Source organism: Streptomyces sp. NBC_00846 (genome assembly GCF_045207325.1).
In the GTDB taxonomy this organism is placed as follows: domain Bacteria; phylum Actinomycetota; class Actinomycetes; order Streptomycetales; family Streptomycetaceae; genus Streptomyces.
Map to the genome: position 1 here is coordinate 2,479,134 of NZ_CP108846.1, position 21,824 is coordinate 2,500,957.

Genomic DNA, 21,824 nt, shown 5'->3' on the forward strand with positions numbered 1-21,824 from the left:
CGCACCGGCGACGGTCAGCCGATCGCCTTGTCGATCGCGTTGGTCGCCGCCTTCCACGCGTCGTCCGGGCTGGTGCCGCGCTGCTCCATGTTGTTGATCTGGGTGGAGATGGTGTCCTTGATCACGCCGTCCTTCGGGCCGAGGACGGTCTCGGGGATCGTCTTGGCCTCGTCGGCGTAGATCTGTCCGATCGGCGCGTCGTTGAAGTACGGGAGCGTGGCGTTCTTCACGTCGGGCAGCTCGTACGCGCCCTTGTTGGACGGGAAGCTGCCGATCGCCTTGAAGACGGCGGCCTGCTGCTCGGGGGCGGTCAGCCACTTGACGAGCTCGGTGGCCTCGTCGACGTGCTTGCCCGACTTCGGCACCCCGAGGAACGAGCCGCCCCAGTTGGCGGCGGTCGCACCGGGCGCGGTGGTGATGTCCCACTTGCCCTTGTTGGCGTCACCGGCGTTGACCGAGATCTGACCGGCCATCCATGCGGGGCAGGCCACGGTGGCGATGGTGCCCTTGCGCAGCGCGGCCGTCCATGGGTCGTTGAACTGGGCGAGGCCCTGGGTCAGCTTCTTCGACGCGGCCTCGGCTGCCAGGTTCCAGCCCTGCTTGACGCTGGGGCTGTCCTTGTAGATCGGCTTGCCGCTCTCGTCGTAGTACTGCTTCGCGTTCGAGCTCACCACGGCGTTGTACATCGCGCTCGCGGAGTCCATGAAGTAAGTGCCCGCGGGGGCATGCTTCTTGTACTCCTCGCCGAGCTTGAGGTAGTCCTCCCAGCCGCCGGCGACCTTCTTGGCCACCTCCTCACGGTCGGTCGGCAGACCGGCCTTCTTGAAGAGGTCGGTGTTGTAGCAGAGCGACATCGGACCGATGTCGGTGCCCGCTCCGATCACCGCACCGTCGGCCGTGGTGGCCTGCTTCTCCTTCCAGGACACCCAGTCGTCGACGTTGATCGCCTTGCTGAGGTCGACGAAGGAGGACGCCTTGGTGTCGACGAGCTCCTTGATCCGGCCGACCTCGATGCCCTGCACATCGGCGAGGCCGCTGCCCGAGTTCAGCTGCTGGAGGAACTTGGGGTAGTAGACCTTCTCATCGGCGGTGGTGTCTTCCTTGACCGTGATGTTCGGGTGCAGCTCGTGGTACTTGGCGAAGAGACCGGCTTCCTTGTAGCCGAACTGCCCGAAGTCGGCGACGGTCAGCGTGATCTTCCCGTTCGCGTCGGAGCCCGTGTTGTCCGATGAATCCGAATCGCTGCTGCAGCCGGTCAGCAGCAGGGCCGAGGCTGTCAGGCCCGTGGTGACCAGAACCGCGGCTCTGCGGCTCCGGCCGGCGACGGTGCGGGTGATGCGCATTCCACTACTCCTTGTTCCAGGGTGGGACTGGGGTTCTGACTGCGCGGCATACGCGCTGGTGAGTGCGGGTGCCGGGTGGTTCAGGGGGGAGAACACGGGCAGTGCCGTTCGAGCGGGAAGCTCCCGCACGATGTGGGAGCGCTCCCATGCGTCGATGCCGGAAGGTTCCTGCCTTGAGGGGGTGGGTGTCAAGAGTTGAAGGCGCTTCCGTTGCCCGAGTGTGTCCTGCAAGTCACGAGACCGTGTCCCGCCGAAGTCTTGCCATAGCCCGCGGGCTTCGGCCGGGAATCGGCCGCGAGATCAGGCAATTTCAAGAATGCACAGGTCAGGGCCGGGTTGATGGAGAGCCGCCGAGCCGGCCCTGCGGAACCGTCGCGACCGGGCCGCATTTCCGCCCGCCTCCGGGCGCGGTCCGCGTGATCCCCGGTTCACGCCCGGCAGCACGCCGGAAGGTGAACGGGGTATCGGGCGGTGGAGGGGGCTGGGGGCGTATCCGCGTTCTTTCCCCGAAGCCGAGAAAGTTGGGCCGGGAGTGAACCGCCGGAAGGTGCGGCGACGATCCAGATGTGTGGTGAGTGAATGGAACAGACCGAGGATCACGCGTTTCTGCTGCGCGCTGTGGCGGACGGCGACCGAACGGCGTTCGAATCGCTCTACCGTCACTACGCGCCCTGGCTGACCGCCAGACTGCGATATCGCTGCTCGGACGCAGAGGGGCGGGCCGGCGATGGAAGCGACGGCGCTCGTGGCGATCCCTCTGGCGCTCGCAGCGCTGGGACTGCGCTTCGCCGAAGGAGAGCACGGCTCGATGGTTGCCGGGAATCCTTCTTCTGTTGATCACCGCAGCGCTGCTCCCGGAAAGGACGGCCCTGTTCCTGCCTCCGGGACACCCCTGCTGGGCCACTGCTCCTCAGGTCTGGACAGGACTTCTGGTGGTCGGACTGACTGCCGGGACGCTCCTGGTCCGCGGTACGGACACCACGCGGCGACGCTTCAAAAGGCCACCTCGATCGACTTGACGAGCCTGTTGAGGGCGGCGCTCGCGGAACGATTCGCGAACCTCCCCCGAGGCGAACAACGTGCCGTCGTCGACCCGGCGAACGTTGCCCGGTCCGCCACTCGCCGAAGGCCGACGGCTCACCCGAAGGCCGACGGCGGCGGCGCCGGGGACGGTCTGGCGCCGGCGTCGCTCACCGGGGACGCGCCGCCGGTGAAGTCGGCGAGGGCGCGCCCGTGTTCGACGCGTCCGGGGTGCGGGTCGGTCGCGACCCGGCGGGTCAGTTCCGCGGTCTTCGGCGGCAGGTCCGAGGCGAGCAGCACCGCGTTGCCGAAGCGCCGGCCGCGCCACACGGTCGGGTCGGCGGCGAGGGCCAGTTCGGGGAAGACCGTGGCCGCCGTGGCGATCTGGCCGCGCAGATGGGTCAGCGGCGGCCCGTCCGCGAGGTTGGCCACGTAACTCCCGCCGGGTTTCAGAACGCGGCGGACCTCGGCGAGGAACTCGGTGCTGGTGAGGTGTGCCGGGGTACGGGCCCCGCTGAAGACATCGGCGATGACGAGGTCGGCCCAGCCGTCCTGGATCTTGCCGAGCCCGGCGCGGGCGTCGGTGGCGCGGACCCGGATCCTGGCCTGGGGGTCCAACGGCAGTTCGCGGCGGACCAGTTGGACGAGCGCGGCGTCCACCTCGACGATCTGCTGGGTGGAGCGGGGCCGGGTCGCGGCGATGTAGCGGGCGAGGGTGAACGCGCCGCCGCCGAGGTGCACCACGTGCAGGGGTTGCCCGGGCGGTGCGACGAGGTCGGCGATGTGGCCGATCCTGCGCTGGTACTCGAAGGACAGATACGTCGGGTCGTCGAGGTCCACATGAGACTGCGGGGCGCCGTCGAGCGTCAGCGTCCAGGCGTGCGGGCGCTCCCGGTCGGGCACCAGCTCGGCGAGACCGCCGTCCACCGGTTCGGCGAGGGGCTCCGCCCGGCGCCCGGATGCTCCGCGCCCGGCCGCGCGTTCGGCCCTTCCGTCGGTCTTGCGGTCGGACCGTTTACGGGCGCCCGCGCCTGCGCCCGACGCTCCTCGACGTGCCACTGCTGCTCGTGCCTGCTCACTGCTCATCGCTCCGGACCGGTACGGAACCGGCCGCGCCGGGGAATCCCGGCCACCGGCCCATTATGAGCGCGCGGGCGAGGGGGCCGTGGTCAGCTGCAGTTGTCGGCCGCTTCGATCAGCCGGGCCGCCTGGTCGAGAGCGGCCCGCAGCACGGCCGGGTCGGTGACCGGGGCGTCACCCTCGGGCGGCAGCAGCCAGCCGCTGCCGGTGACCGGCGGCTCGGCGGGGATGCGGAGCCCGCAGCCGTCGGTCTGCGTACAGGCACTGCCCGGTACGTCCCAGGCCTCGGCGGTCCCCGGGGGCACCAGGAAGCCGAGGGTGTCGCAGGCGCCGTCGTGCAGGACCGGGCCGACGGCCTCCTGGTCGGCGCCGCGGCGCAGGATGTCCACGGCTTCCAGTCCCTGGCGGGCCGGGACGGTCACCAGGTCGCAGGGTTCGGTGCCGTGGTCCGCCGGGGGCGCGGTGGGCGCCGGTGCGCCCGTCGCGGCCTGGGTCGTCGCAGTCGTGCGCGAGCCGGTCTCCGTGCCGAGATGCAACAAGGGACCTCTCCTCTCATCGCCGGGCGGAGCCGGATTCCGTCTCCGCATGGACCAACGCGCCGACTGCGTCAAGGGCTACGGTGCCACGCCGCCGCAAAGGATGGCAGTTCATGGCGGATCGCGGGCAAGATGCCCCCTTTTGCCGGAAAACGCCGTGTGTGCTGCTGGTCACAGCCGGTACGTTCTTGCTCCGCCGGGACACCGGAAGCAGGAACCCCGGCTGCAGAAGAGAGGCCTCGACCATGGTGTCGACAGGGGCAGTTCCCACTCCCAACCTCGCCTTCCGGCGGCTGCGCGGATCGCGCTCCGCCGGGGAGTTCGCTGCCGCGGTGCGCAGATCCGCCCGCGAGATCGGCGAACAGGTCGCGTGCGACGCCCGGTACATCGGACGCGTGGAGTCCGGCGAGATCCGCTGCCCCAACTACGCGTACGAGCGGGTCTTCCTGCACATGTTTCCCGGGACGACCCTGGCGGACCTGGGCTTCTCGCCGCGCGAAACCGTACGAGGCCGGGCGGCGCGGGCCATTGCCGAAACTCCCCCGCCCCCTGCGCTCCACAGCGACACCCACGAGGAGAGCGACGTGCTGCGTCGCGTATTCATGACGAGCGGCACCACCGCGATGGCGGCCGCGACCCTGGGACTCGGCCTCGGCGGCACATCCGCCGCTGCCGCCACCCGGACCGACCCACGCAAAGTCGGCGATGCCGAGGTGAGTGCCGTCGAGAAGGCCGTGCGGCAGATCCGGCTGCTCGACGACCGGCACGGCGGTGACGGCCTGTACCGCAGGGCGTCCCAGCCACTGCGGGCGGCATACGCGCTGCTCGACTCCGGGACCGCCACCAAGCGCTCCACCGCCGACCGGCTGCATGCCGGGGCCGGCGAACTGGCCATCTCGGTGGGCTGGCTGGCCCACGACTCGGGCCGGTTCGAGGACGCCCGCTCGCACTACGCGGAGGCGCTCGCCACGGCGCGCGTGGCGGGTGACGCGGGTCTGGAGGCGCACGCGTTCTGCAATACGTCGTTCCTGGCCAGGGACACGGGGCGGCCGCGCGAGTCCGTACGCGCGGCCGAGGCCGGGCAGCGAGTGGCGCAGCCGCTGGGTTCGCCACGGCTGCTGGCGCTGCTCGCACTGCGGGAGGCGGGGGGCCGGGCGGGGCTCGGGGACCGTACGGGCTGCGAACGGGCGATCGGCCGGGCGCACACCGCATTCGGGTGCGGCCCGTCCGACGCCGACCCGGAGTGGATGACGTTCTTCCGGGAGGCGGAACTGGAGATGCTGGAGGCGCAGTGCTGGTCGACACTGGGCGACTGGTCGCGGGCGGCCCGCCACGCGCTGCGGGCGACGCGGCTCCAGGATCCGCACTTCACCCGGAATCTGGCGCTGTACCGGGCCGAGCTGACCTGGGACCTCGCCCGGGCGGGCCGGGCCCCGGAGGCGGCGACGGCGGGCCACCATGTCCTGGACCTGCTGGACCGGGTCCAGTCGTCCCGTATCCGGGCGATGCTGGCGGGCGCCGCGACGGTGCTGGCGCCGCAGCGGGGCGTGGCGGAGGTACGGGGTTTCCTGGAGCGGCACGGCGAGGTCGCGGGGACGTAGCGGGGTACAGGAAGCCCTGGCGGCGACCTGGCCGTACGACCGGTCCCGTCCTCAAAAAACGCCGGCCCTGTCCTCGAACGCCGGGCGGGCCCGCATGCGTGGCGCGGGCCTAGCGGTCCAGGTGGCCCGTGTCGTTCCAGCGTTCGATCGCGGGCGCCCCGTACGCCCACCCCAGCACCGACAGCGACGTCGGGTCGAGCCGGATGCGCGCCGCGAACGACACGTCCTCGCCGAGCCACCGCGCGCCCAGCGCCCGCAGGATGTGGCCGTGGGCGAAGACCAGGACGTCCCGGTCGGCCGAGCGGGCCCAGTCGACGATCTCGTCGGCGCGGGCGGACAGCTCGGCCAGGGTCTCCCCCTCCGGCACCCCGTCACGCCAGATGAACCAGTCGGGGCGGATCGCCTTGATCTGGGCCGGAGTCATCCCCTCGTACGCCCCGTAGTCCCACTCCATCAGCGCGTCCCACGGCTCGGCCCGGTCCGCGAATCCCGCGATGTCGCAGGTCTCCTTGGCCCGCAGCAGCGGACTCGTGCGGACTTCGAGGCCCGGCAGGTCCGTCCACGGCCTGCGGTGCAGCCGCTCACCGAGGAGCTTGGCGCCCTCCCGGCCGGTGTCGAGCAGCGGGATGTCCGTCCTGCCGGTGTGTTTGCCCTTGACGGACCATTCCGTCCGACCGTGCCGGGCGAGCAGGATACGCGGTGCCATGACGGCTTCTCCCTGAACTGAGATCTGAGACCGGAGATCGAAAAACAGGAAGCAGATCGTCCGGTTTTCCCATCATCGCGCACGGGTCCGGGAGGCAACCTCCGGGGCCGGACCGGCGTCCCTCCCTGCGCGGAGAAATCCGTACACACGCAGGGGATCCGACCCGGACCCCCGGGGGGAATCACGACCGAACCGCACCGTACGGTTGAACGCCCGCCGTCGGTCGCATGAACACATGATGGAGAGCTCCCGCATGCAGCTTGCCAGCACCGCGCCTGTGGCGCGCCCGCGGCCCCGTTGGTGGACCGAGCTGCCGCTGCTGGCGCTGGTCTACGCAGCCTACTCGGCGGGCCGGCTGGTCGTGCGCGGCGATGTGTCCACGGCCGTCGACCACGGTCTGCGCATCCTGCACCTGGAGCAGACACTCCACATCAACTTCGAGCACCCGCTCAACCGGCTGCTGACCGCCCACTCCTCGATAGGCATACCCGCCGACTTCGCGTACGCCTCCCTGCACTACCTGGTCACCCCGGCCATCCTGATCTGGCTCTTCCGCCGCCGCCAGGCCCTGTACCGCACGGCCCGCACCTGGCTGATGACCTCCACGCTGCTCGGCCTGATCGGCTTCACGCTGATGCCGACCTGCCCGCCCCGCCTGCTGCACGCCAGCCACGGCTTCGTCGACACGATGGCGCAGTACAGCTCGTACGGGTGGTGGGGCACCGAGGCGAGTGCCCCGCGCGGCATGGGCGGAATGACGAACCAGTACGCGGCGATGCCGAGCCTGCACGTCGGCTGGGCGCTCTGGTGCGGAATCCTGCTGTGGCGGCACGGCCGGCACCCGCTCGTCCGCGCCGCGGGCATCGCGTACCCCGTGGTCACCACGTTCGTGGTGATGGGCACGGCCAACCACTACTTCCTCGACGCGGTTGCGGGCGCCGCCGTGATGGGCGCCGGAGCCCTGCTCACCCGGCCGGCGCTGCGTCTCGCCGACCAGGTCAGGGACCGGCTCGGAGCCCGCTTCCCGCGGTTCGCCGCAGGCGCGAAGTCCCCGGTTGTCAGTGCCGGATGCGAGACTTCGGCGGGTGAGCGAATCCCTGGCCAGCGGACCACCTCCGCAGACCCCACCGATGCCCCGGCACCGGTCGACGCAGACGCCTCGGCCGGCCGCGCACCCCGGGCCGATGCCACTGCCCCCGCAGGAGCGGGACGAGCGGGGGGCGACGCTCCGGCAGCGACTCGCTGAGCTGCGCGGCCCGGCCGTCGCCCCGCGTCCGCTCGACGCCCGCGCGCTGGCCGCCCTCGCCGCCAATCCGGGCTGCCGGCGCCGCGCCCTGCTGGACGGCGCCGGGGTGGACAAGGCCGCGCTGGCCACGGCGCTCGGTTCGCCCGCCCCGTTCGGCCAGTCGCAGTTCGCTCTCGTCCGGGGCAACGCCTTCGAGGCCAAGGTCAAGGCCGACGGCGGTACGGAGCTGATGCGGCTGCTGTACGAGCACCTCGGCGGTGCCGCCGATGAGCCGCGCAAGGTCCTGGTGCCCGATCTCACGGCGGCCGGTCCCGAGGGCCGCGCCGCGCGCACGGCGCTCGCGCTGCGGGAGGCGACCGAGGCGGGCGGCTGGGCGCTGCTGGACCACCCGATGCTGGCCCTGGAGGTGGCGGGCTCCCCCGCCTATCTGGAGCCGGACGCGGTGGCGGTGCACCCCGACGGCACGTGGACGGTCGTCGAGATCAAGTCCTTCCCCATGATCGACGGTTCGGCCGACGCGGCCAAGGTCGGTGCGGCGGCCCGGCAGTCCGCCGTCTACGTCCTGGCACTGGAGCGGATCGCGGAGCTCACGGAGGGTGCGGAAGTCGGACACCGGGTGCTGCTGGTCTGCCCGAAGGACTTCTCCAATCTGCCCGCCGCCTCGGTCGTGGACGTACGCAAGCAACGTGCGGTCACCCGGCGGCAGCTGACCAGGCTGGCCCGGGTCGAGGACATCGCGGCGGCGCTGCCCGAGGGCACCACCTTCGATCCGGGGTGCCCCCGGGAGCAGCTCGACGCCGCGGTCGAGTCGGTCGGCGCGGCATACGCCCCGGAGTGCCTGGCCGCATGCGAGCTGGCCTTCCACTGCCGGGCGAAGGCCCGGGCGGCAGGTGCGGTGGAGGCGCTGGGGCGCAGTGTGCGCGGTGAGCTCGGCGGGCTGACGACCGTGGATGCGGTGCTGGCCGCCGCCGCGGGCAAGGAGGGCGACCCGGCGGATCCGACGGTCGCGGCGCTGCGACAGGCGGCGGCGCTGCGCGCCGAGGCGCTGGCGGGTGGTGCGGCATGTCGCTGATCAGCACCCTGGCCCGGCTGGAGGCCGTGGAGAGCGGCCGGGCGCAGCCGATGGCGACGGTCCTGCACCGCCATCTCACCGACCGGCCGCTCGTCGTCGTACCGCTGACCACCGCCGGTGAGGCGGGTGCGCCGCTGGGGGCGCTCGTCGGGACGGACCGGGAGGAGCCCCGGCTGCTGGCGGTGGCGCAGCCGCGCGACCGGGATCTGCGGTTCGCGTTCCTCGCGGAGCTGGCCGAGGCGGTGCTGCCGCACATCGAGGCGTACGAGGATGTCGTCGAGCCCGCCGAGCGCAACGAGACCGATCCGGCGACCGGCAAGAAGGTCAAGGTCGAGGTCGACCTGTGCGCGGACGCACCGCAGTTGATCGTTCCGAGCCGGGCCGGCATCGACTTCGTGCGGCTGCTCGGCCGGTCCATGCGGTTCCGCCGTACCGCACAGGACGATCCCGACGCCCCGTACCCCGCCCCGGCCCGCGTCCCGCTGCTGGGCCGCTGGCTGACGCACTACGGGGAGCGGGCCAGGGTGCCGGGCTCCTCGCTGCTGCTCGCCGCGACGGATCTGCTGAACCGGCACTGGGCGACCGGGCAGAGCAGCCTGGAGGATCAGCATCTGGGCGCGCTGCTTGCCTGGATCGACGCCCCGGCGGGCGAGTCCGGGGCGTCGGCGGCGCTCCGCGCGGAGCTGGACCGGGACGGCGCGGGCCAGCTGGTGTGCCCGCCGGCCGGTCCGGCGACCGATCCGGCGTTCGACAACCGGCTGTTGGCGCCCGCCATCGAGAAGTACGACCGGGCGCGCACCTCGCTCGCGGCGGCCGAGGACGGTCTGGCGGCCGATGCCCGGCTTGCCGAACTGACCGGCGCCGAGCGGGAGATCAGGGCGCTGCTGGCCTCCGTGACCCGGCCGACCTGGGACGCGGTGTGGCGGGGGCTCGATCTGCTGAGGCAGCTGCCCGAAGGGGCCCGGACCGAGGACCGGTGGACCAGGGACCGCTGGTCGTTCACCGGTCACCGGGACCGGGTGCGCTCCGGTGAGCCGCCGCAGCCGCGCCGGGACGACGCGGTGACGGCGGCGCAGAAGCTGGCCTCGCGCGAGACGGCGCAGGCGCAGCTGGAGGCGCAGGAGGCGTTGGACGATCCGCTGGTCCTGGCCGGGCGGCGGCTGGCCGGTGAGGCGTTCGTCGGCGAGGTGGCGGACGTGGTGATGGCGTACAGCGAGTCCAAGCGCCCGTCCCCCCGCCCGTTGGTCACCGTCCGCACGGACGAGCGACCGCATCTCGGGGAACGCGCCAAGGTGTACCGCTCGCTGGACGGCAGGCCGCAGACCGCCGAGTTCGTCCGGTACGCCGAGGAGCCGGCGGACGGCGGCGCGCCCGCGCTGGTACTGCGGATCACCGACCGGATGGGCCGGAGCAAGGAGCCGGCCCCGGGTTCGGTGCCGGAGACGGGCGACCGGATCTCCTGGACCCTGTTCGAGCACGACCAGCGCGGCGGTCCGAAGCTGCCGGACCCGGAGGAGACGCCGTGGACCCATGGCGGACCGCCGGGCGCGGCCGGTGAGCGCGCCGAGCATCCCGATCCCGTGACCGCGGAGGACCTTCTGTGACGGCCGTTTTCGACCCGGGCGCCCAGGCCGCGCGGGCGACCGAAGCGATCCTCGCCGACACCTTGAACGGTACGTCGCGCGGCATCGTGGTGGACTCCCCGCCGGGCGCGGGCAAGTCGACGCTCGTGGTGCGCGCGGCGCTCGAACTCGCGGCGGCCGGGCACCCGTTGATGGTGGTCGCGCAGACCAACGCCCAGGTCGACGACCTGGTGGTGCGGCTGGCCGAGAAGGACCCGGGGCTGCCGGTCGGCCGCTTGCACAGCAATGACTCCGACCCGTACGACAAGGTGCTGGACGGCCTGGCCAACGTACGGAAGTCGGCGAAGGCGTCGGATCTCGCCGGGCTCGACGTCGTCATCTCGACGGCCGCGAAGTGGGCGCACGTGAAGAACGTCGAGCCGTGGGGCCACGCGATCGTCGACGAGGCGTATCAAATGCGTTCGGACGCGCTGCTGGCCGTCGCGGGCCTCTTCGATCGGGCGTTGTTCGTCGGTGATCCGGGCCAGTTGGACCCGTTCTCGATCGTCGGCGCGGACCAGTGGGCGGGGCTGTCGTACGACCCGTCCGCGAGCGCGGTCTCCACGCTGCTCGCGCACAACCCCCGGCTGCCGCAGCACCGGCTGCCGGTGTCGTGGCGGCTGCCCGCGTCGGCCGCGCCGCTCGTCTCGGACGCGTTCTATCCGTACACCCCGTTCCGCAGCGGTACGGACCACGGCGACCGGCGGCTGTCGTTCGGCGCCCGGTCCGACGGCTCGGCGCCGGACCGGGTGCTGGACGAGGCCGCGGAGTCCGGCTGGGGTCTGCTGGAGCTCCCGGCCCGGCACACCCCGCGCACCGACCCGGAGGCGGTGCGGGCGGTGGCCCTGGTCGTCCGCCGGCTGCTCGACCGGGGCGGCGCGGCGACGAGCGAACGCTCCCCCGATCCGGTCCCGGTGACGGCGGACCGGGTCGCGGTCGGCACCGCCCATCGCGACCAGGCGGCGGCGGTACGGGCGGCGCTCGCCGAGCTGGGTGTGACGGGCGTGGCGGTGGACACGGCGAACCGGCTCCAGGGTCGCGAGTTCGATGTGACGGTGGTCCTGCACCCGCTGTCCGGCCGCCCGGACGCCACCGCGTTCCATCTGGAGACGGGCCGGCTGTGCGTACTGGCCTCGCGCCACCGGCACGCGTGCATCGTGGTGTGCCGGGCGGGCGTCGCGGAACTGCTGGACGAGCACCCGTCGACGGAGCCGGTACAGCTGGGGGTCACGGTGAAGTTCCCGGACGGCTGGGATGCAATGCTTACCACATACCTCCACCTGCTGGAGCACCGTGTGTCCTGGCGTCCCTGAGCTGCGATGACGCGCAGACAGTCAGCCCAGGGACGCCAACGCACCCGCTATGAGAGCACGTGCAGCCGCTCCCCTCACGGCTTCCTGCGACAGCCGTTCAAAGGCTCGGCTGTACAGCTCCACCTGGCTGGGCTGTGTGAGGGTGGCGGCAGCGTCCAGGGTGTCCGCGTGCACCCTGGCATCGTCGAAGATCGTGAAGGTGGGCATGGGCCACACGGCTCGTTGAGCTGAGAACGGGATGAGCCCCACGGCAACGTTCTGGAGATCCATGACCCCGAGCAGGTGACCAAGCTGTGCCGCCATGGTCTCCGCGCTGCACAGCCGGTACCGCAACACCGACTCCTCCAGCACGAACGAGAACCGGCGTGCTCCGTTGCTGAGCACCTCGTTACGCCTCATACGGGCCGCCACAGCATCGCTCACGTCGTCCGGAGTCCCCCGGAAGTGCGCGATGGAGGACAGCAGAGCGGCGGCGTATCCGGGTGTCTGGAGGAATCCGGGGATCACGTCGGAGACGTAGACCCTGAATATCTTTGTTTGTTGGTACAGATCCCCAGTGGACTCCTGCAATCGACGGAGACCACTTCGCTGGAGTCGCATCCACTGCACATGAGCATCTGCGGACTGCCTATTGGCAGCGATCAGGTCGGGGGCCTGGTCACCAGCGGCGCAGGCTCGGCACCAAGCTTTGATATCCGCATCGGAGGGAGGGGTCTTGGCGTTCTCGATACGTGATGACTTCGACTCTGACCAGCCACACCTGACGGCCAGCTCCCGCCCGCTGATCCCCGCGTCCTTCCGGATCTCACGCAGACGGCCGGCCAGTTCTTCACGGGCCTTCTGAACGCGTGAGGAGGGGTGTGGGGGCATGGAGCCGGCTTTCGTCAGATCTCGTACAGGTGGTGTGGGATCGCTCGCTCCCAGACCGCTTCGAGGGCGGCGGAGCACAGCTTCACGGCTTCCGGGTCCGCCGTGATCTCGTCTTCCACCACCACTCCATCACCTGAGAAGTGGTGCACCCGGAGCAGGGTGCCATCGAAGAGCCAGAAGTCATTGCCCGGCAGGGCGATACTCGTAGCCCGTCGCCGTGGCAACCACCGCACTTCCTCGCCCGCCGTGACGTTGGCGCGGGTGACGTAGTGCTCCCAACGGATGTAGTCCGATACGGGCTCGGAGACCACCCGGGCGCGGCGGATCGCCACGCCCCGAGCCACGGTGTCCGCGATCAATTGGTCGTAGGGGTGCCACCAGGATGCGCGGTCCTCCCAATCGATCCGCTCGCCCCGCTTCCATGCCTCGAACCGGTCCGTCGGGGAGTAGGAGTCACGCAGTTCCAGGTGTACGGCGGACCGCTCGCACTGGCCAAGCAGCTCAGCGAAGCTGGGCACGCTCGACGGCATCACACGCCTCCCTGATCATCGGGATCATCCGGGCCGGAATCCTGACGATGGCTTCGCTGTCGGGTACCGAGCCGTTCGCGGGGCTGCTCGCCTCGCACTCCGCCTGAGTCTCGGTGCTCGGCTTCCACCCCTGCAACAAGATCTCCTGAGCTTCCGCGTCCGCCCACACGGTGGGGCAGTGGTCCCGGTCTGTGTCGGGGTCGATTCCAATGAACTCTACGGCCATGGCTGGCTCCCTGGTCTAGGCGCTTGCTCGGGCTTGCATCAGCTTCCTTGAACTGCGGAGATAGCGTCAATGGCACTACTGGCCACGCCAATTGCTGTGCAAGCTCATGCAAGTTTGTAGAGCCGAACGCTCGCCCCTTCCTACCGTCGACACATCGACGCAGAACCGATCGAGAGGGTGCGGTGCGATGGGCGAGAGCAGGGCGCAGGACACCGAGACAGCTGATCGTCTTGGCAGCAGTGAGGCTCGGCAGTTCCTCTCCCGTCTCTCCGGTGCATTCGGCGTAAACGGCGTGCTCATGGTGCAGAAGAGCAACCCTGGCCCCGAAGGCGCGGACCTGGCGCCGAGTTCGGCTTTGCACTGGCCTCGGTGTGAGTGCGGGAGCCCGAAGTGTCCTGACTACAAGCCCCCGCCGAATAGCCCGTCAGCGGGACTGATTTTGTCGGGGTGAACGGGAGCCACTGCATCGGCGAGTTTGGGAGCCACTTTGCTCCATCTGTGACGAGGATGGGCCCGACACAGGTCCATGATCGTCAACGGGTTCGGGAGCCACCCCTGTCGGGTGACATCACGCCTGTGGATGTGGAGTGTCCGCCGTGGTCCGGAGGCGTTTGGCGATAGTTTGGTTGCCCCGGGTCCTGCTGGTCCGTGTCCCTGACAGGCGCGGTTCGGAAGGGCCCGGCCTCGCGTTCGGCCGGCTATTGGTCGGCGGTGTGCTTAAGGACGTGCGCTCAGCCGTCTACGGGGATCGGCCGGTTCGGTGGGCCGTCGGTCAGCAAGGACGCCAATAGTTTCGGCAGCTCAGCCGGCCGCAGCACATCCGAGGTCGCAGCCAGTTCCGCTATGGTCCACCAGCGGTGCCCGGTGATCGCGGCCTTCTCGATCTCCTCGAAAGCCGAGGTATCGACCTGGAACGCAGGCGTCCGGGCCATGTAGTAGCGCTGGCGAACCTCATAAGCGACGCCGCCCCGGACCGCTGTCCACGGACGCCCTCGCCAAATCTCCGGACCCAGCGAGAGGTTCGTCAGCCCGGTTTCTTCTCGCAACTCCCGCAGGGCTGCCTGCTCGTGGCTTTCGCCTGGCTTGAGTCCGCCTCCAGGGGTGAACCACCGAACGGAACCGTCCCCCTTGTTCAGGGCAGAGAACAGCAGTAGCCGACTGGCGTCGTCCAGCAACACCACGCGCGCGCTCGGGCGCGGCACCAGGCTCCCCTCCGATTTCATCACCTCGTCAGATTAGCCTCGCCGTTTCAGTTGGGGCGATGAGGCGTCGTTGAGGGGTAACTGTCGGGTGGCCGACGCGATTTCGGTGTTCGGACATGGTGGAGACCCGGCGCGGTGGTCGGGTTCTCCAGGGTCCTTCGGGTCGTGGGCGGTCAGGGCCTTGCCGGTCAGCCGGCGGGACGGGGCAGTGCGGCGAGGCGATAGAAGGCCGTGGCCAGTTCGTTTCTCCAGGGCCAGGTCCCCGATATCCGCAAGCGCAGGCGTCGGCCGCCGCGGGTGAGGCGGGCGGCGACGTGCAGCAGCCGGTAGCGGAGCTTCTTCGGCTCGGCAGTGGCCAGTTCCCCGTCCAGCAGCAGGACGCGCGTCCAGGCCAGCAGATCGATCGCCGCGAGGCTGAGTTCGAGCCAGACGGCGTTGACGGCGAAGTCGCGGGAGGGGAAGCGGCCGAAGCCGGTGGTCTTGCCGCACCGGATGTGGTCCTCAACAGTGGCATGCCCGCGGTGACGGACCTCCAGGAACTGGGCGGATCCGCCCCCGGAGTACGGGGTGTCGGTGAGGAACACCTGATGCCGCAGGCCCTCGTCCTGATCGAACAGGGACAGCTGGGCTCCGGGGTGCGGCCGCTCCCGGCGCACGATGATGCGGGTGCCGGTCGGATAGCCGTCCAGATCGACCATGCCAGTCAGCTCGGCGACCTCAGCACCGTCACGCAGCGTCCCGTCCTGGTCCAGGGCGGGATGCCAGAGGCGGTCGGGCATGGCCCGGACAGCTCGGCGGACCGGCTCGGTGATTGCGTATCCGACCGAGAAGAAGGTACGAATTCCTCGTTTCCGCAAGTCGCGGACGTGGGCGAGGAAGGCTTTCGCGGATCCGGCACTGTCGGCGCGGACCAGGATGTCGGTGCCGTGCCGGTGAGCGTCGGGGATCTGCGCGAGCGCCTGGTCGAGCACCGTGATGTGATCGGCGGCAGTGTTGGCTCCGGAGTTCCCGGGCCGCAGCCGCCCTGACACGGCCTCGCCGGTGTTCGCGAGGAAACACAGCAGCGGGTGGAAGCCGAAGCCGCCCTTATAGGTGGGTGCGGCCTGCTCTTTCTCGGAGTGGCAGGTCACCAGCGTGGCGTCGAGGTCCAGAACCAGGCCGGGAAGTTCTCGTCCGCCGGCCCGAGCAGCAGGTATGCCCTCACCGGTCTCGGCGGCCTGCATCCAGGCGACTTCCCGGGCTGAACTGCGGGCCGCTCGCAGCGAAGCGAGTGCAGCCTCGTCGGTGTCGGCGAGCAACCGCCAAGCGGTGGGCGTGGAGGCGACCGGGCCGAACACCCCTGCCTGGTCCCGCAGCACGGCCAGATCCGCGATCGCCTCGCCACCGTCGGCGAGCATTACCGCCAGGTCGGTGGCGACCCGGCCCGGATCATGCCCGGTCCCGCGCGGCCGAAGCGACCTGAGAGCGGCGGAGTACGCGGCGGTCAGCCCGGTGGCATCAGCGAGATCCGCCAGCAACCGTGCCCCGGCATGCCCGACCACCCCCGAACCATCGGCACTGACATGGACCTTGGGACGCAACCCGATAGCCTGCACGTAGAAAGTGCCCTCCGCCTGGACCGACAGAACCCCTCAGCAAGGTTCATCGTCCCAGGTCAGGAAGGCACTTTCGCGTTTCCGCCCCAAAGTCAGCCGTACCCAAGTGAAACGGCGAGGTTAGAACCGCGGTCCCTGGGTGACCAACGGAGTTGGTCACCGGGCTGAGCTTTCACGCAAGTCTGGTCAGAGCCGGATTCAGAGAGCCTCATGACCGTGCGGTGGCCTGGCGGTCGGCTTCGGTGGACTGGAAGCGGTAGGACTCGGTGCCGGTCTGGATCAGCGTGCAGCGGAACGTAATGCGGTCGGCGATGGCCGCGCAGAGCCGGCGGTCGCCGAAGGTCTTGTCCCACTCGGCGAACGGGGAGTTCGTGGCGACCGCGGTGGCCTTGCGCTCCTCGCGTTCGGTGAAGATCTGGAACAGCAGCTTAGCGCCCTTCTTGTCCAGGTTCGCGTAGCCAAACTCGTCCAGGCAGAGCAGGTCGACCTTGGTGTAGCGGGCCATGAGCGAGGACAGCCGCCTGGCCGCCTCGGCTTCGGCGAGCTCGTTCACCAGGGCCTGGGTGGTGATGTAACGGGCGGACAGTCCGGCCTCCGCGATCGCGGTACCGACCCCGATCAGCAGGTGGGACTTGCCGGTGCCAGAGTCACCGATCAGCACCAGCGGACGGCCCTCACGGACCCAGGACGTGGACTTCAGATCGGCGACGACTTCCGGGGAGACGTTGGGGTTCTTGTCGAAGTCGAAGTCCTCCAGCCGCTTTGGCCGGGGGAATTTCGCCGCGCGGACGAGCCTTTGCTGACGGCGGACGTCGCGGTCGGCGACCTCGGTCTGCAGCAGGTCCAGCAGGAACTGCTTGTAGGTCGACTGCTCGCGCCGGGCAGCGGCGGCCAGCTCCACGAACCGTTCACGGAACGCGGGAAGCCGCAGGTCCCGGCAGGCTTCGTCGATCGCCGCGTCCTCGGGATCGCCGGGCAGGGGCATCCTGGTGGGCGGGACCTGCTCGGCCGCGGGGGCCTCGGCCGTCTTGGTGGGGCTCATGCGCTCGTGCCTTTCTGCTGTTTCCTCGGCGGTGCCGGCGGCGCAAGCAGCCGGTCGTACTTGGCCAGGTCCGGCAGCTGGGTGCGCGGATCGGGCGGCAGGCGCCGGGCGTGCAGGGAGATCACCTTCGCGCCCTTGTCCGCCGTGTCGCCGGCCTCCGCGTCGTCGTCCTGGTCGTCACAGACATCAGCCTCGGTGCCGTCGAGGCCGTCGGCCTCGTCGAGGTCGCTGTCCTCGATCGCCTTGCGGGCCTCGATGGCCACCAGGTCGGGATTGACCGAGCCGACCTTGACGACCGTGGTCGTCCCGGCGACGACGGCCTCGGCGGGCAGCTGACGGTGCAGCAACAGCACTTCGATCAGCAGCCGGGTGCCGTCCCGGTCACCGCACTTGGCCTTGGCCGCGGCCCAGAACGCTTCGTGGGTCTTGGTGAAGGTGCCTTCGGCCCTGGCTTGCGCGAGGGCCGAAGCCCCGGCAAACGCGCCGGGTCGCACCAGCAGGATCTCCAGGTAGTGGTCGAGGATGTCGTGGGCGGTGTAGCGGCGCGTCAGCCGCGGGTGCCGGGCGACGACCTTGCGGCCGTCGAAGACCAGCAGTTCGTTGGCCCGCAGCTTCACCCGGACCTTGGCGCCGATGAACTTCGCAGGCACCGAGTAGTAGCTCTGACGGACCGTGATACGGCCGTTGCGCTGGACCACCGGTGTCAGGTCGATCCCGCAGTCGTATCCGTCCGCGGGCAGGGGCCGCAGCAGCTCGCGCTCGGCCTCGAAGTCAAACCCGATCGAGGTCGGACGGCCGTGGACGTGCCGGGCGTCCTCAGCCAGATCGATCGCGGCCAGGCGCTCGTTCAGCTCGGCCAGCGTCTCGACCTCGGGTGGCGGGACCAAGTGCTTGCGGCGGAACCGCCCGCCCTCGTGCTCGACCCCGCCCTTCTCGTGGGCGCCTTCCTCACCAGGGGTGCAGTAGAACGCCGAGAACGAGTACCACGACCTGAACGCCGCCCACCGGGCCGTCTCCGTGCGCGAACGGCCAAACAGCACCTGCTTGACCGCCGGCCTGAGATTGTCGTAGCGAATGTGGACCGTCGGACAGCCGCCCAGCGCCTCGAACGCCTCGACATGTCCTTCCAGGAAAGCTTCCTGCGAGGCCGTCGCATAGACGCGGTGCACCGCCTTGCCCGAATACGACATCCGCAGCGTGAACAGAACGCACTTGCGCGCTGCCCGGCCAGGTCCAGCCAGACGTCCGCAAAGTCGACCTCGGCCTCCTCGCCCGGCTGCTTCGTCTGCGGGACAACACCCTCCAGATGTCGACGCCCCTCCCTGGCCTCCAAGACCAGCTCCGGACGCCGTCTGGCCATGTAGTCGCGGACCGTCGTGTAGGAGGCAAGCTCGAAGTCGTGCTCGGCCGCCAGCCGCTCCAGCACCCGGCTGATCGTATGCTTCTGCTTGCGCGGCGCCGCCAGGTCCTCCCGCAGCATCGCGTCGATGAAGTCCTTCACCGGCTCCAGCACACTCGCCCGGGGCGGCGGCTTCTTCCGCTTCGGCGGCACCGGCTGGGTCAACGCCTTCGCCACCGTGTTCCGCGACACCCTGTACCGCTGGGCCAGCGTCCGCCCCGACACCGACGGGTCCACACGCTTGTCCCGGCGGATCCGTTCAAAGATCCACTCACGCGACCTGTACACACGGATCTCCTGACACGACCGTGATCAACAGGCAAAGCGTGAAGGGCCAAACAGCCCATACCGTTGATTACTCCATCAGCGGCATGTCACCCACCCAACCCCCAGGCGGCTCCCAAACTCGCCGATACACCCCCGGCTCCCGAACAACCCGCCCCACCGGCTCTCAAAGACCCCGATAGAAACAGCGGGACTGAGCGGCAGAGTCGCCGCAGCCAACGCGCGGAGCCGTAGGGGTGGGCTGTGAGCGTCAGAGCGGCCATGCGGTACGTCATGCACCGGATCACCGAGCATCCCGACACGGACGTGACGTTCGAGGCCGAGTGTCTGCACTGCGGTTGGAAGGCGACTCCCGCCGATGACTCGGCATCCGTCGACGTGGAGTGCATGAGCCACACGGGCCGGTCCGGGCATGCCGGTTTCCGGCGCATTCGGACCTCGTTCGCCATGGTCGTTCGCGCCGAGTGAGACATCGCCCCTGCGGTGGAATCCCTGAACTCCCGCCCGGTATGGGCGGCGACGGTCAGTCATGGCCGTGATCAGTTGGGCAGGAAGGTGCAGTAATGCAGAACGGAACCGACCTGTACGCGCTCGACATCAGCGGGGCCTCGTTCGTCCAGGCGTGCGGCGGCCCCTGTACCGAGGGGCGCGACCCTGGCCCGGATCGGTGAGGACGCTTGGGCCCTGGGCGACAGCAAGCGGCTGGACGCCCAGCCTGCTTTTACCGGGTCATACGAGAGCCAGTCCCGGGCCAGTGGCTTGATCCGTCCACGCGTCTTGATCGCTTCCGAGCCTGCTGGCTAGGTTGGCTGGCATGGCTGACCCCAGACCCCTCGCCTGGCCACCTGCCCCGGTCAAGACCGAGCGGCTCGTACTCCGCGAGTCGGAGGCCCGGGACCGCGCGGCGGTCATCGAGCTGAACGCCTCGCCAGAAGTGAACGCCTACCTTGGTGGCCCTCGACCGCGCGCCGAGCTTGAACGCACGGTGCCCGAGGTGCCCGGGCAGCGCCGTGGCTGGTTCGTGATCGAGCTCGACGGAGCAATGATCGGCACGGTCCAGCTCAAACCGCACGCCCCCGAGAGTCCGAGTAACTGCCGTCTGGAGGCCGGGGAGACGGAGCTCGGCTACTTGTTCCTACCGGAGGCGTGGGGCCGCGGGTACGCCACCGAGGCGTGCACAGCGGCACTCGACTGGTTTGCCGACGCGCTGCCCGGTGAGCCGGTGGTGCTCTACACCCAGACCGCCAACGCCAGCTCGATGCGCCTCGCGGCGAAGCTGGGGTTCACCGAGGTGGAACGGTTCGAGGCGTGGGGCGCCGAGCAGTGGTTCGGCGTGTGGTCTTCGCTCACGCCGTCCGATTGATCGGGGGTCTGCTGCACGATCGGGTGACATATGAACTGGCTTGCCCAGTCGCGTAGTCGAAACACCGAAAGCCCCGTCCATCCGGACGGGGCCCATTTGCTATGGCTAGAGCAGCGCTAGGAAGGGATTCGTGTCGCCCGACGGTTCCGACCGCTTCGGTTCCTGCACGGACTTGGCGGCCTGCTTGGGTGCCGGGCGGTAGGCGTCCAGGCGGACGACGCGCGCACGGTTCTGCTCACGCTCTGCGCTGGCCGGCTGCGGCACTGCGTGACGGGAGGTGTCCCCGTTCCTGTCGCTGCCTGTGCTGGCCGGCTGCGGCACATAGTCACCGGAAGTGTCACCGCGGAGTGTGAAAACGGTGGCCGGTCGGCCACTCCTCCCCGCCCGTTCCACAGTGACGGCGATCCCCGGCAGTGCCTTAACCGCTTCGGCCGTGGCACCCACAAACGGGAGCACCTGAGAGGACGTAGCCCGACCGCCATGCATCTCGATCCTGGCCCGAACCTTGTCCTCAAGGCTGAGCGGCTGCCGCTTCACCTTCGGTGAGGTCGCCCCCTTGGTGATGCGGACGGCATCCTGGACCGACCTGCGAACCAAGCTGAAGGCGGCCGACAACATCCCTTCCGTGACTGTCTCCGAGCACTCGGACGCTGCCAGGCAGGCCGCAACCCTGAGCGTCTGCTCTGCCGTCCGCTCGATGAACACGGCCTGTCCCTCGGGCAGGGTCTCACCCAGGATGCGGGCGTATCGGCGCACGATCCGCCACAGCGGCCGGGCATCCTCCGCAAGCGTGCTCACACGCGGCCGGGCAGTGGCCCACCCGTAAGCGTCGGCCAGCTCTCGCCCGTCCGCCTCGGGCAGGCTCACCCGGTCGTCATCCAAGAGCGGCACCGACCCGAGTAGGAAGGGAAGGATGCGGTTGTACGAGCCGCCCGCTGCTTCGGACTCCCCTACGTACTTGGCCCAGTCAGAGGGCGTGACGTGACAGTGCAGAACCATGGCGGGGTCGCGTACTTCCTGCGCCTCATCCTTGGTGGTGTTCCGCAGCGTCGCACCGTCCCATGCGGTCCGCAGCTTGGTCGTGAACGATGCATCCCGCTTCACCCTGCGGAGCACTTCCGACCACTCTTCTTCGATCACCAGAGTCCGCACGTCCCGCCCGTGCTCGGTCTCGGCCGTCGCTTCCTGTTGCTCCCACAGGTGGTTCACCATGCTCGCCCCGGAAGTGATCCCGGACGTGGTGTGCGTGGCCAGGAAGCGACCCAGGCCCTTGTCCAGGACGTGATGAGCGGCCCGCAGTGCGGTTCCCTTGCCGCGCCCGGTACCTGCCACCAGAGCGGACCACAGCAGCACGGGCCGGGGGCCACGGGAAGACACCTTGACCGAGCCACCGATAGCGGCCGACCACATCGAGAGGGCGGCCACATACGCCCCCAAGGGGTCCGCTTCTACGAAGGGGGCAATCCTGCGGACGGCGCGACCGAGGGACCTTACAGAACGGGGGTGCTCATGCTGCCTCAATCTCGAACAGGGTTGCTTGTATGGCCTCTGGCCGGGGAGGCCGGGCGCACTCAGCGCCCGGCACGGCGGGGGCGACACTCAGGCCGCTACCGCTTTTCCCTCCGACGCGTCCCGGTGCTCCCACGCATGCCGCACGTGCATCGGTGAACATCAGGCCGGTACGGCCGTTCGTATGCCGGAGCTGAGCTAGGGCCCACAGCAGATGTTCACGCCCGAACTCGGGTGCTTCACGGGCCAGTAGCCCACCCGGGC

The 21,824-nt window shown here is 69.9% G+C and carries 18 protein-coding genes and 3 pseudogenes; 9 read left to right on the forward strand and 12 right to left on the reverse strand.

What is annotated here, in order from left to right; all coding sequences use genetic code 11:
- Positions 1–14: 14 nt before the first annotated feature.
- Positions 15–1,343 (reverse strand): ABC transporter substrate-binding protein, encoded by a 1,329-nt coding sequence (locus OG936_RS11425; protein WP_406494347.1) that lies wholly within the window; start codon positions 1,341–1,343, stop codon positions 15–17.
- 579 nt (positions 1,344–1,922) lie between these two features.
- Between OG936_RS11425 and OG936_RS11430 the strand changes: the two are divergent.
- Positions 1,923–2,051 (forward strand): annotated as a pseudogene (locus tag OG936_RS11430) (RNA polymerase subunit sigma-24); the annotation flags it as partial.
- Positions 2,052–2,480: 429 nt separating this feature from the next.
- Here the strand turns inward: OG936_RS11430 and OG936_RS11435 are convergent.
- Together OG936_RS11435 and OG936_RS11440 are read right to left on the reverse strand one after the other, a co-directional pair.
- Positions 2,481–3,422 (reverse strand): spermidine synthase, encoded by a 942-nt coding sequence (locus tag OG936_RS11435; RefSeq protein WP_406500400.1) that lies wholly within the window; start codon positions 3,420–3,422, stop codon positions 2,481–2,483.
- A 110-nt stretch (positions 3,423–3,532) separates the two neighbouring features.
- Entirely contained in the window at positions 3,533–3,982 is a 450-nt protein-coding gene (locus OG936_RS11440) for a hypothetical protein (RefSeq protein WP_406494348.1), read from the reverse strand.
- Between the two features lie 242 nt (positions 3,983–4,224).
- On the opposite strand from OG936_RS11440, the gene OG936_RS11445 reads away from it, so the two are divergent.
- Positions 4,225–5,580, forward strand: a complete 1,356-nt coding sequence (locus tag OG936_RS11445) for a tetratricopeptide repeat protein (protein WP_406494350.1) — start codon at positions 4,225–4,227, stop codon at positions 5,578–5,580.
- A 109-nt stretch (positions 5,581–5,689) separates the two neighbouring features.
- Here the strand turns inward: OG936_RS11445 and OG936_RS11450 are convergent, their stop codons facing one another.
- Positions 5,690–6,286: a histidine phosphatase family protein gene (locus tag OG936_RS11450; RefSeq protein ID WP_383756674.1), complete on the reverse strand. Its 597-nt coding sequence runs from the start codon at positions 6,284–6,286 to the stop codon at positions 5,690–5,692.
- Positions 6,287–6,539: 253 nt separating this feature from the next.
- Between OG936_RS11450 and OG936_RS11455 the strand changes: the two genes are divergently transcribed.
- From OG936_RS11455 to OG936_RS11470, 4 genes are read left to right on the forward strand one after another with little or no spacing between them, the layout of a single operon-like run.
- Complete coding sequence (locus tag OG936_RS11455) at positions 6,540–7,532, forward strand: phosphatase PAP2 family protein (protein ID WP_406494352.1); 993 nt, start codon at positions 6,540–6,542, stop codon at positions 7,530–7,532.
- Positions 7,417–8,604, forward strand: coding sequence for a hypothetical protein (locus tag OG936_RS11460; RefSeq protein ID WP_406494354.1), 1,188 nt, complete (start codon positions 7,417–7,419; stop codon positions 8,602–8,604). The genes OG936_RS11455 and OG936_RS11460 overlap by 116 nt, the downstream gene beginning before the upstream one ends.
- Positions 8,595–10,208 (forward strand): hypothetical protein, encoded by a 1,614-nt coding sequence (locus OG936_RS11465; protein WP_406494355.1) that lies wholly within the window; start codon positions 8,595–8,597, stop codon positions 10,206–10,208. The genes OG936_RS11460 and OG936_RS11465 overlap by 10 nt, the downstream gene beginning before the upstream one ends.
- Entirely contained in the window at positions 10,205–11,539 is a 1,335-nt protein-coding gene (locus OG936_RS11470) for an AAA domain-containing protein (RefSeq protein ID WP_406494357.1), read from the forward strand. The genes OG936_RS11465 and OG936_RS11470 overlap by 4 nt, the downstream gene beginning before the upstream one ends.
- Before the next feature lie 21 nt (positions 11,540–11,560).
- Here OG936_RS11470 and OG936_RS11475 read toward each other — a convergent pair whose 3' ends face one another.
- The 7 genes and pseudogenes from OG936_RS11475 to istA all read right to left on the reverse strand — a co-directional run bounded on the left by OG936_RS11475 (position 11,561) and on the right by istA (position 18,691).
- Positions 11,561–12,409: a helix-turn-helix domain-containing protein gene (locus tag OG936_RS11475; RefSeq protein WP_406494359.1), complete on the reverse strand. Its 849-nt coding sequence runs from the start codon at positions 12,407–12,409 to the stop codon at positions 11,561–11,563.
- Positions 12,410–12,423: 14 nt separating this feature from the next.
- On the reverse strand, positions 12,424–12,939 hold the full coding sequence (locus tag OG936_RS11480; protein WP_406494360.1) for a DUF6879 family protein: 516 nt from the start codon (positions 12,937–12,939) through the stop codon (positions 12,424–12,426).
- A complete protein-coding gene (locus OG936_RS11485) occupies positions 12,911–13,165 on the reverse strand; it encodes a hypothetical protein (protein WP_030347680.1) in 255 nt (84 codons plus the stop codon). The genes OG936_RS11480 and OG936_RS11485 overlap by 29 nt, the downstream gene beginning before the upstream one ends.
- A 731-nt stretch (positions 13,166–13,896) precedes the next feature.
- A complete protein-coding gene (locus tag OG936_RS11490) occupies positions 13,897–14,388 on the reverse strand; it encodes an NUDIX hydrolase (RefSeq protein ID WP_406500401.1) in 492 nt (163 codons plus the stop codon).
- Positions 14,389–14,555: 167 nt separating this feature from the next.
- A complete protein-coding gene (locus OG936_RS11495; protein ID WP_406494361.1) occupies positions 14,556–15,962 on the reverse strand; it encodes an IS1380 family transposase in 1,407 nt (468 codons plus the stop codon).
- A gap of 208 nt (positions 15,963–16,170) precedes the next feature.
- Positions 16,171–17,004, reverse strand: coding sequence for an IS21-like element helper ATPase IstB (istB, locus tag OG936_RS11500; protein WP_406494362.1), 834 nt, complete (start codon positions 17,002–17,004; stop codon positions 16,171–16,173).
- Positions 17,001–18,691, reverse strand: a pseudogene (gene istA, locus OG936_RS11505) (IS21 family transposase). Before istA ends, istB begins: the two are co-directional and overlap by 4 nt.
- Before the next feature lie 240 nt (positions 18,692–18,931).
- Here istA and OG936_RS11510 point away from each other — a divergent pair.
- From OG936_RS11510 to OG936_RS11520, 3 genes and pseudogenes are all read left to right on the forward strand, one after another.
- Complete coding sequence (locus tag OG936_RS11510) at positions 18,932–19,156, forward strand: hypothetical protein (protein WP_069780475.1); 225 nt, start codon at positions 18,932–18,934, stop codon at positions 19,154–19,156.
- 95 nt (positions 19,157–19,251) lie between these two features.
- Positions 19,252–19,405 (forward strand): annotated as a pseudogene (locus OG936_RS11515) (DUF397 domain-containing protein); the annotation flags it as partial.
- A gap of 97 nt (positions 19,406–19,502) precedes the next feature.
- Entirely contained in the window at positions 19,503–20,051 is a 549-nt protein-coding gene (locus tag OG936_RS11520; protein ID WP_406494364.1) for a GNAT family N-acetyltransferase, read from the forward strand.
- Between the two features lie 105 nt (positions 20,052–20,156).
- Here OG936_RS11520 and OG936_RS11525 read toward each other — a convergent pair whose 3' ends face one another.
- Positions 20,157–21,263 carry a DUF3987 domain-containing protein gene (locus OG936_RS11525; protein ID WP_406494366.1) on the reverse strand — a complete coding sequence of 369 codons (1,107 nt, stop codon included), beginning with the start codon at positions 21,261–21,263 and terminating at the stop codon, positions 20,157–20,159.
- Between the last annotated feature and the right edge of the window lie 561 nt (positions 21,264–21,824).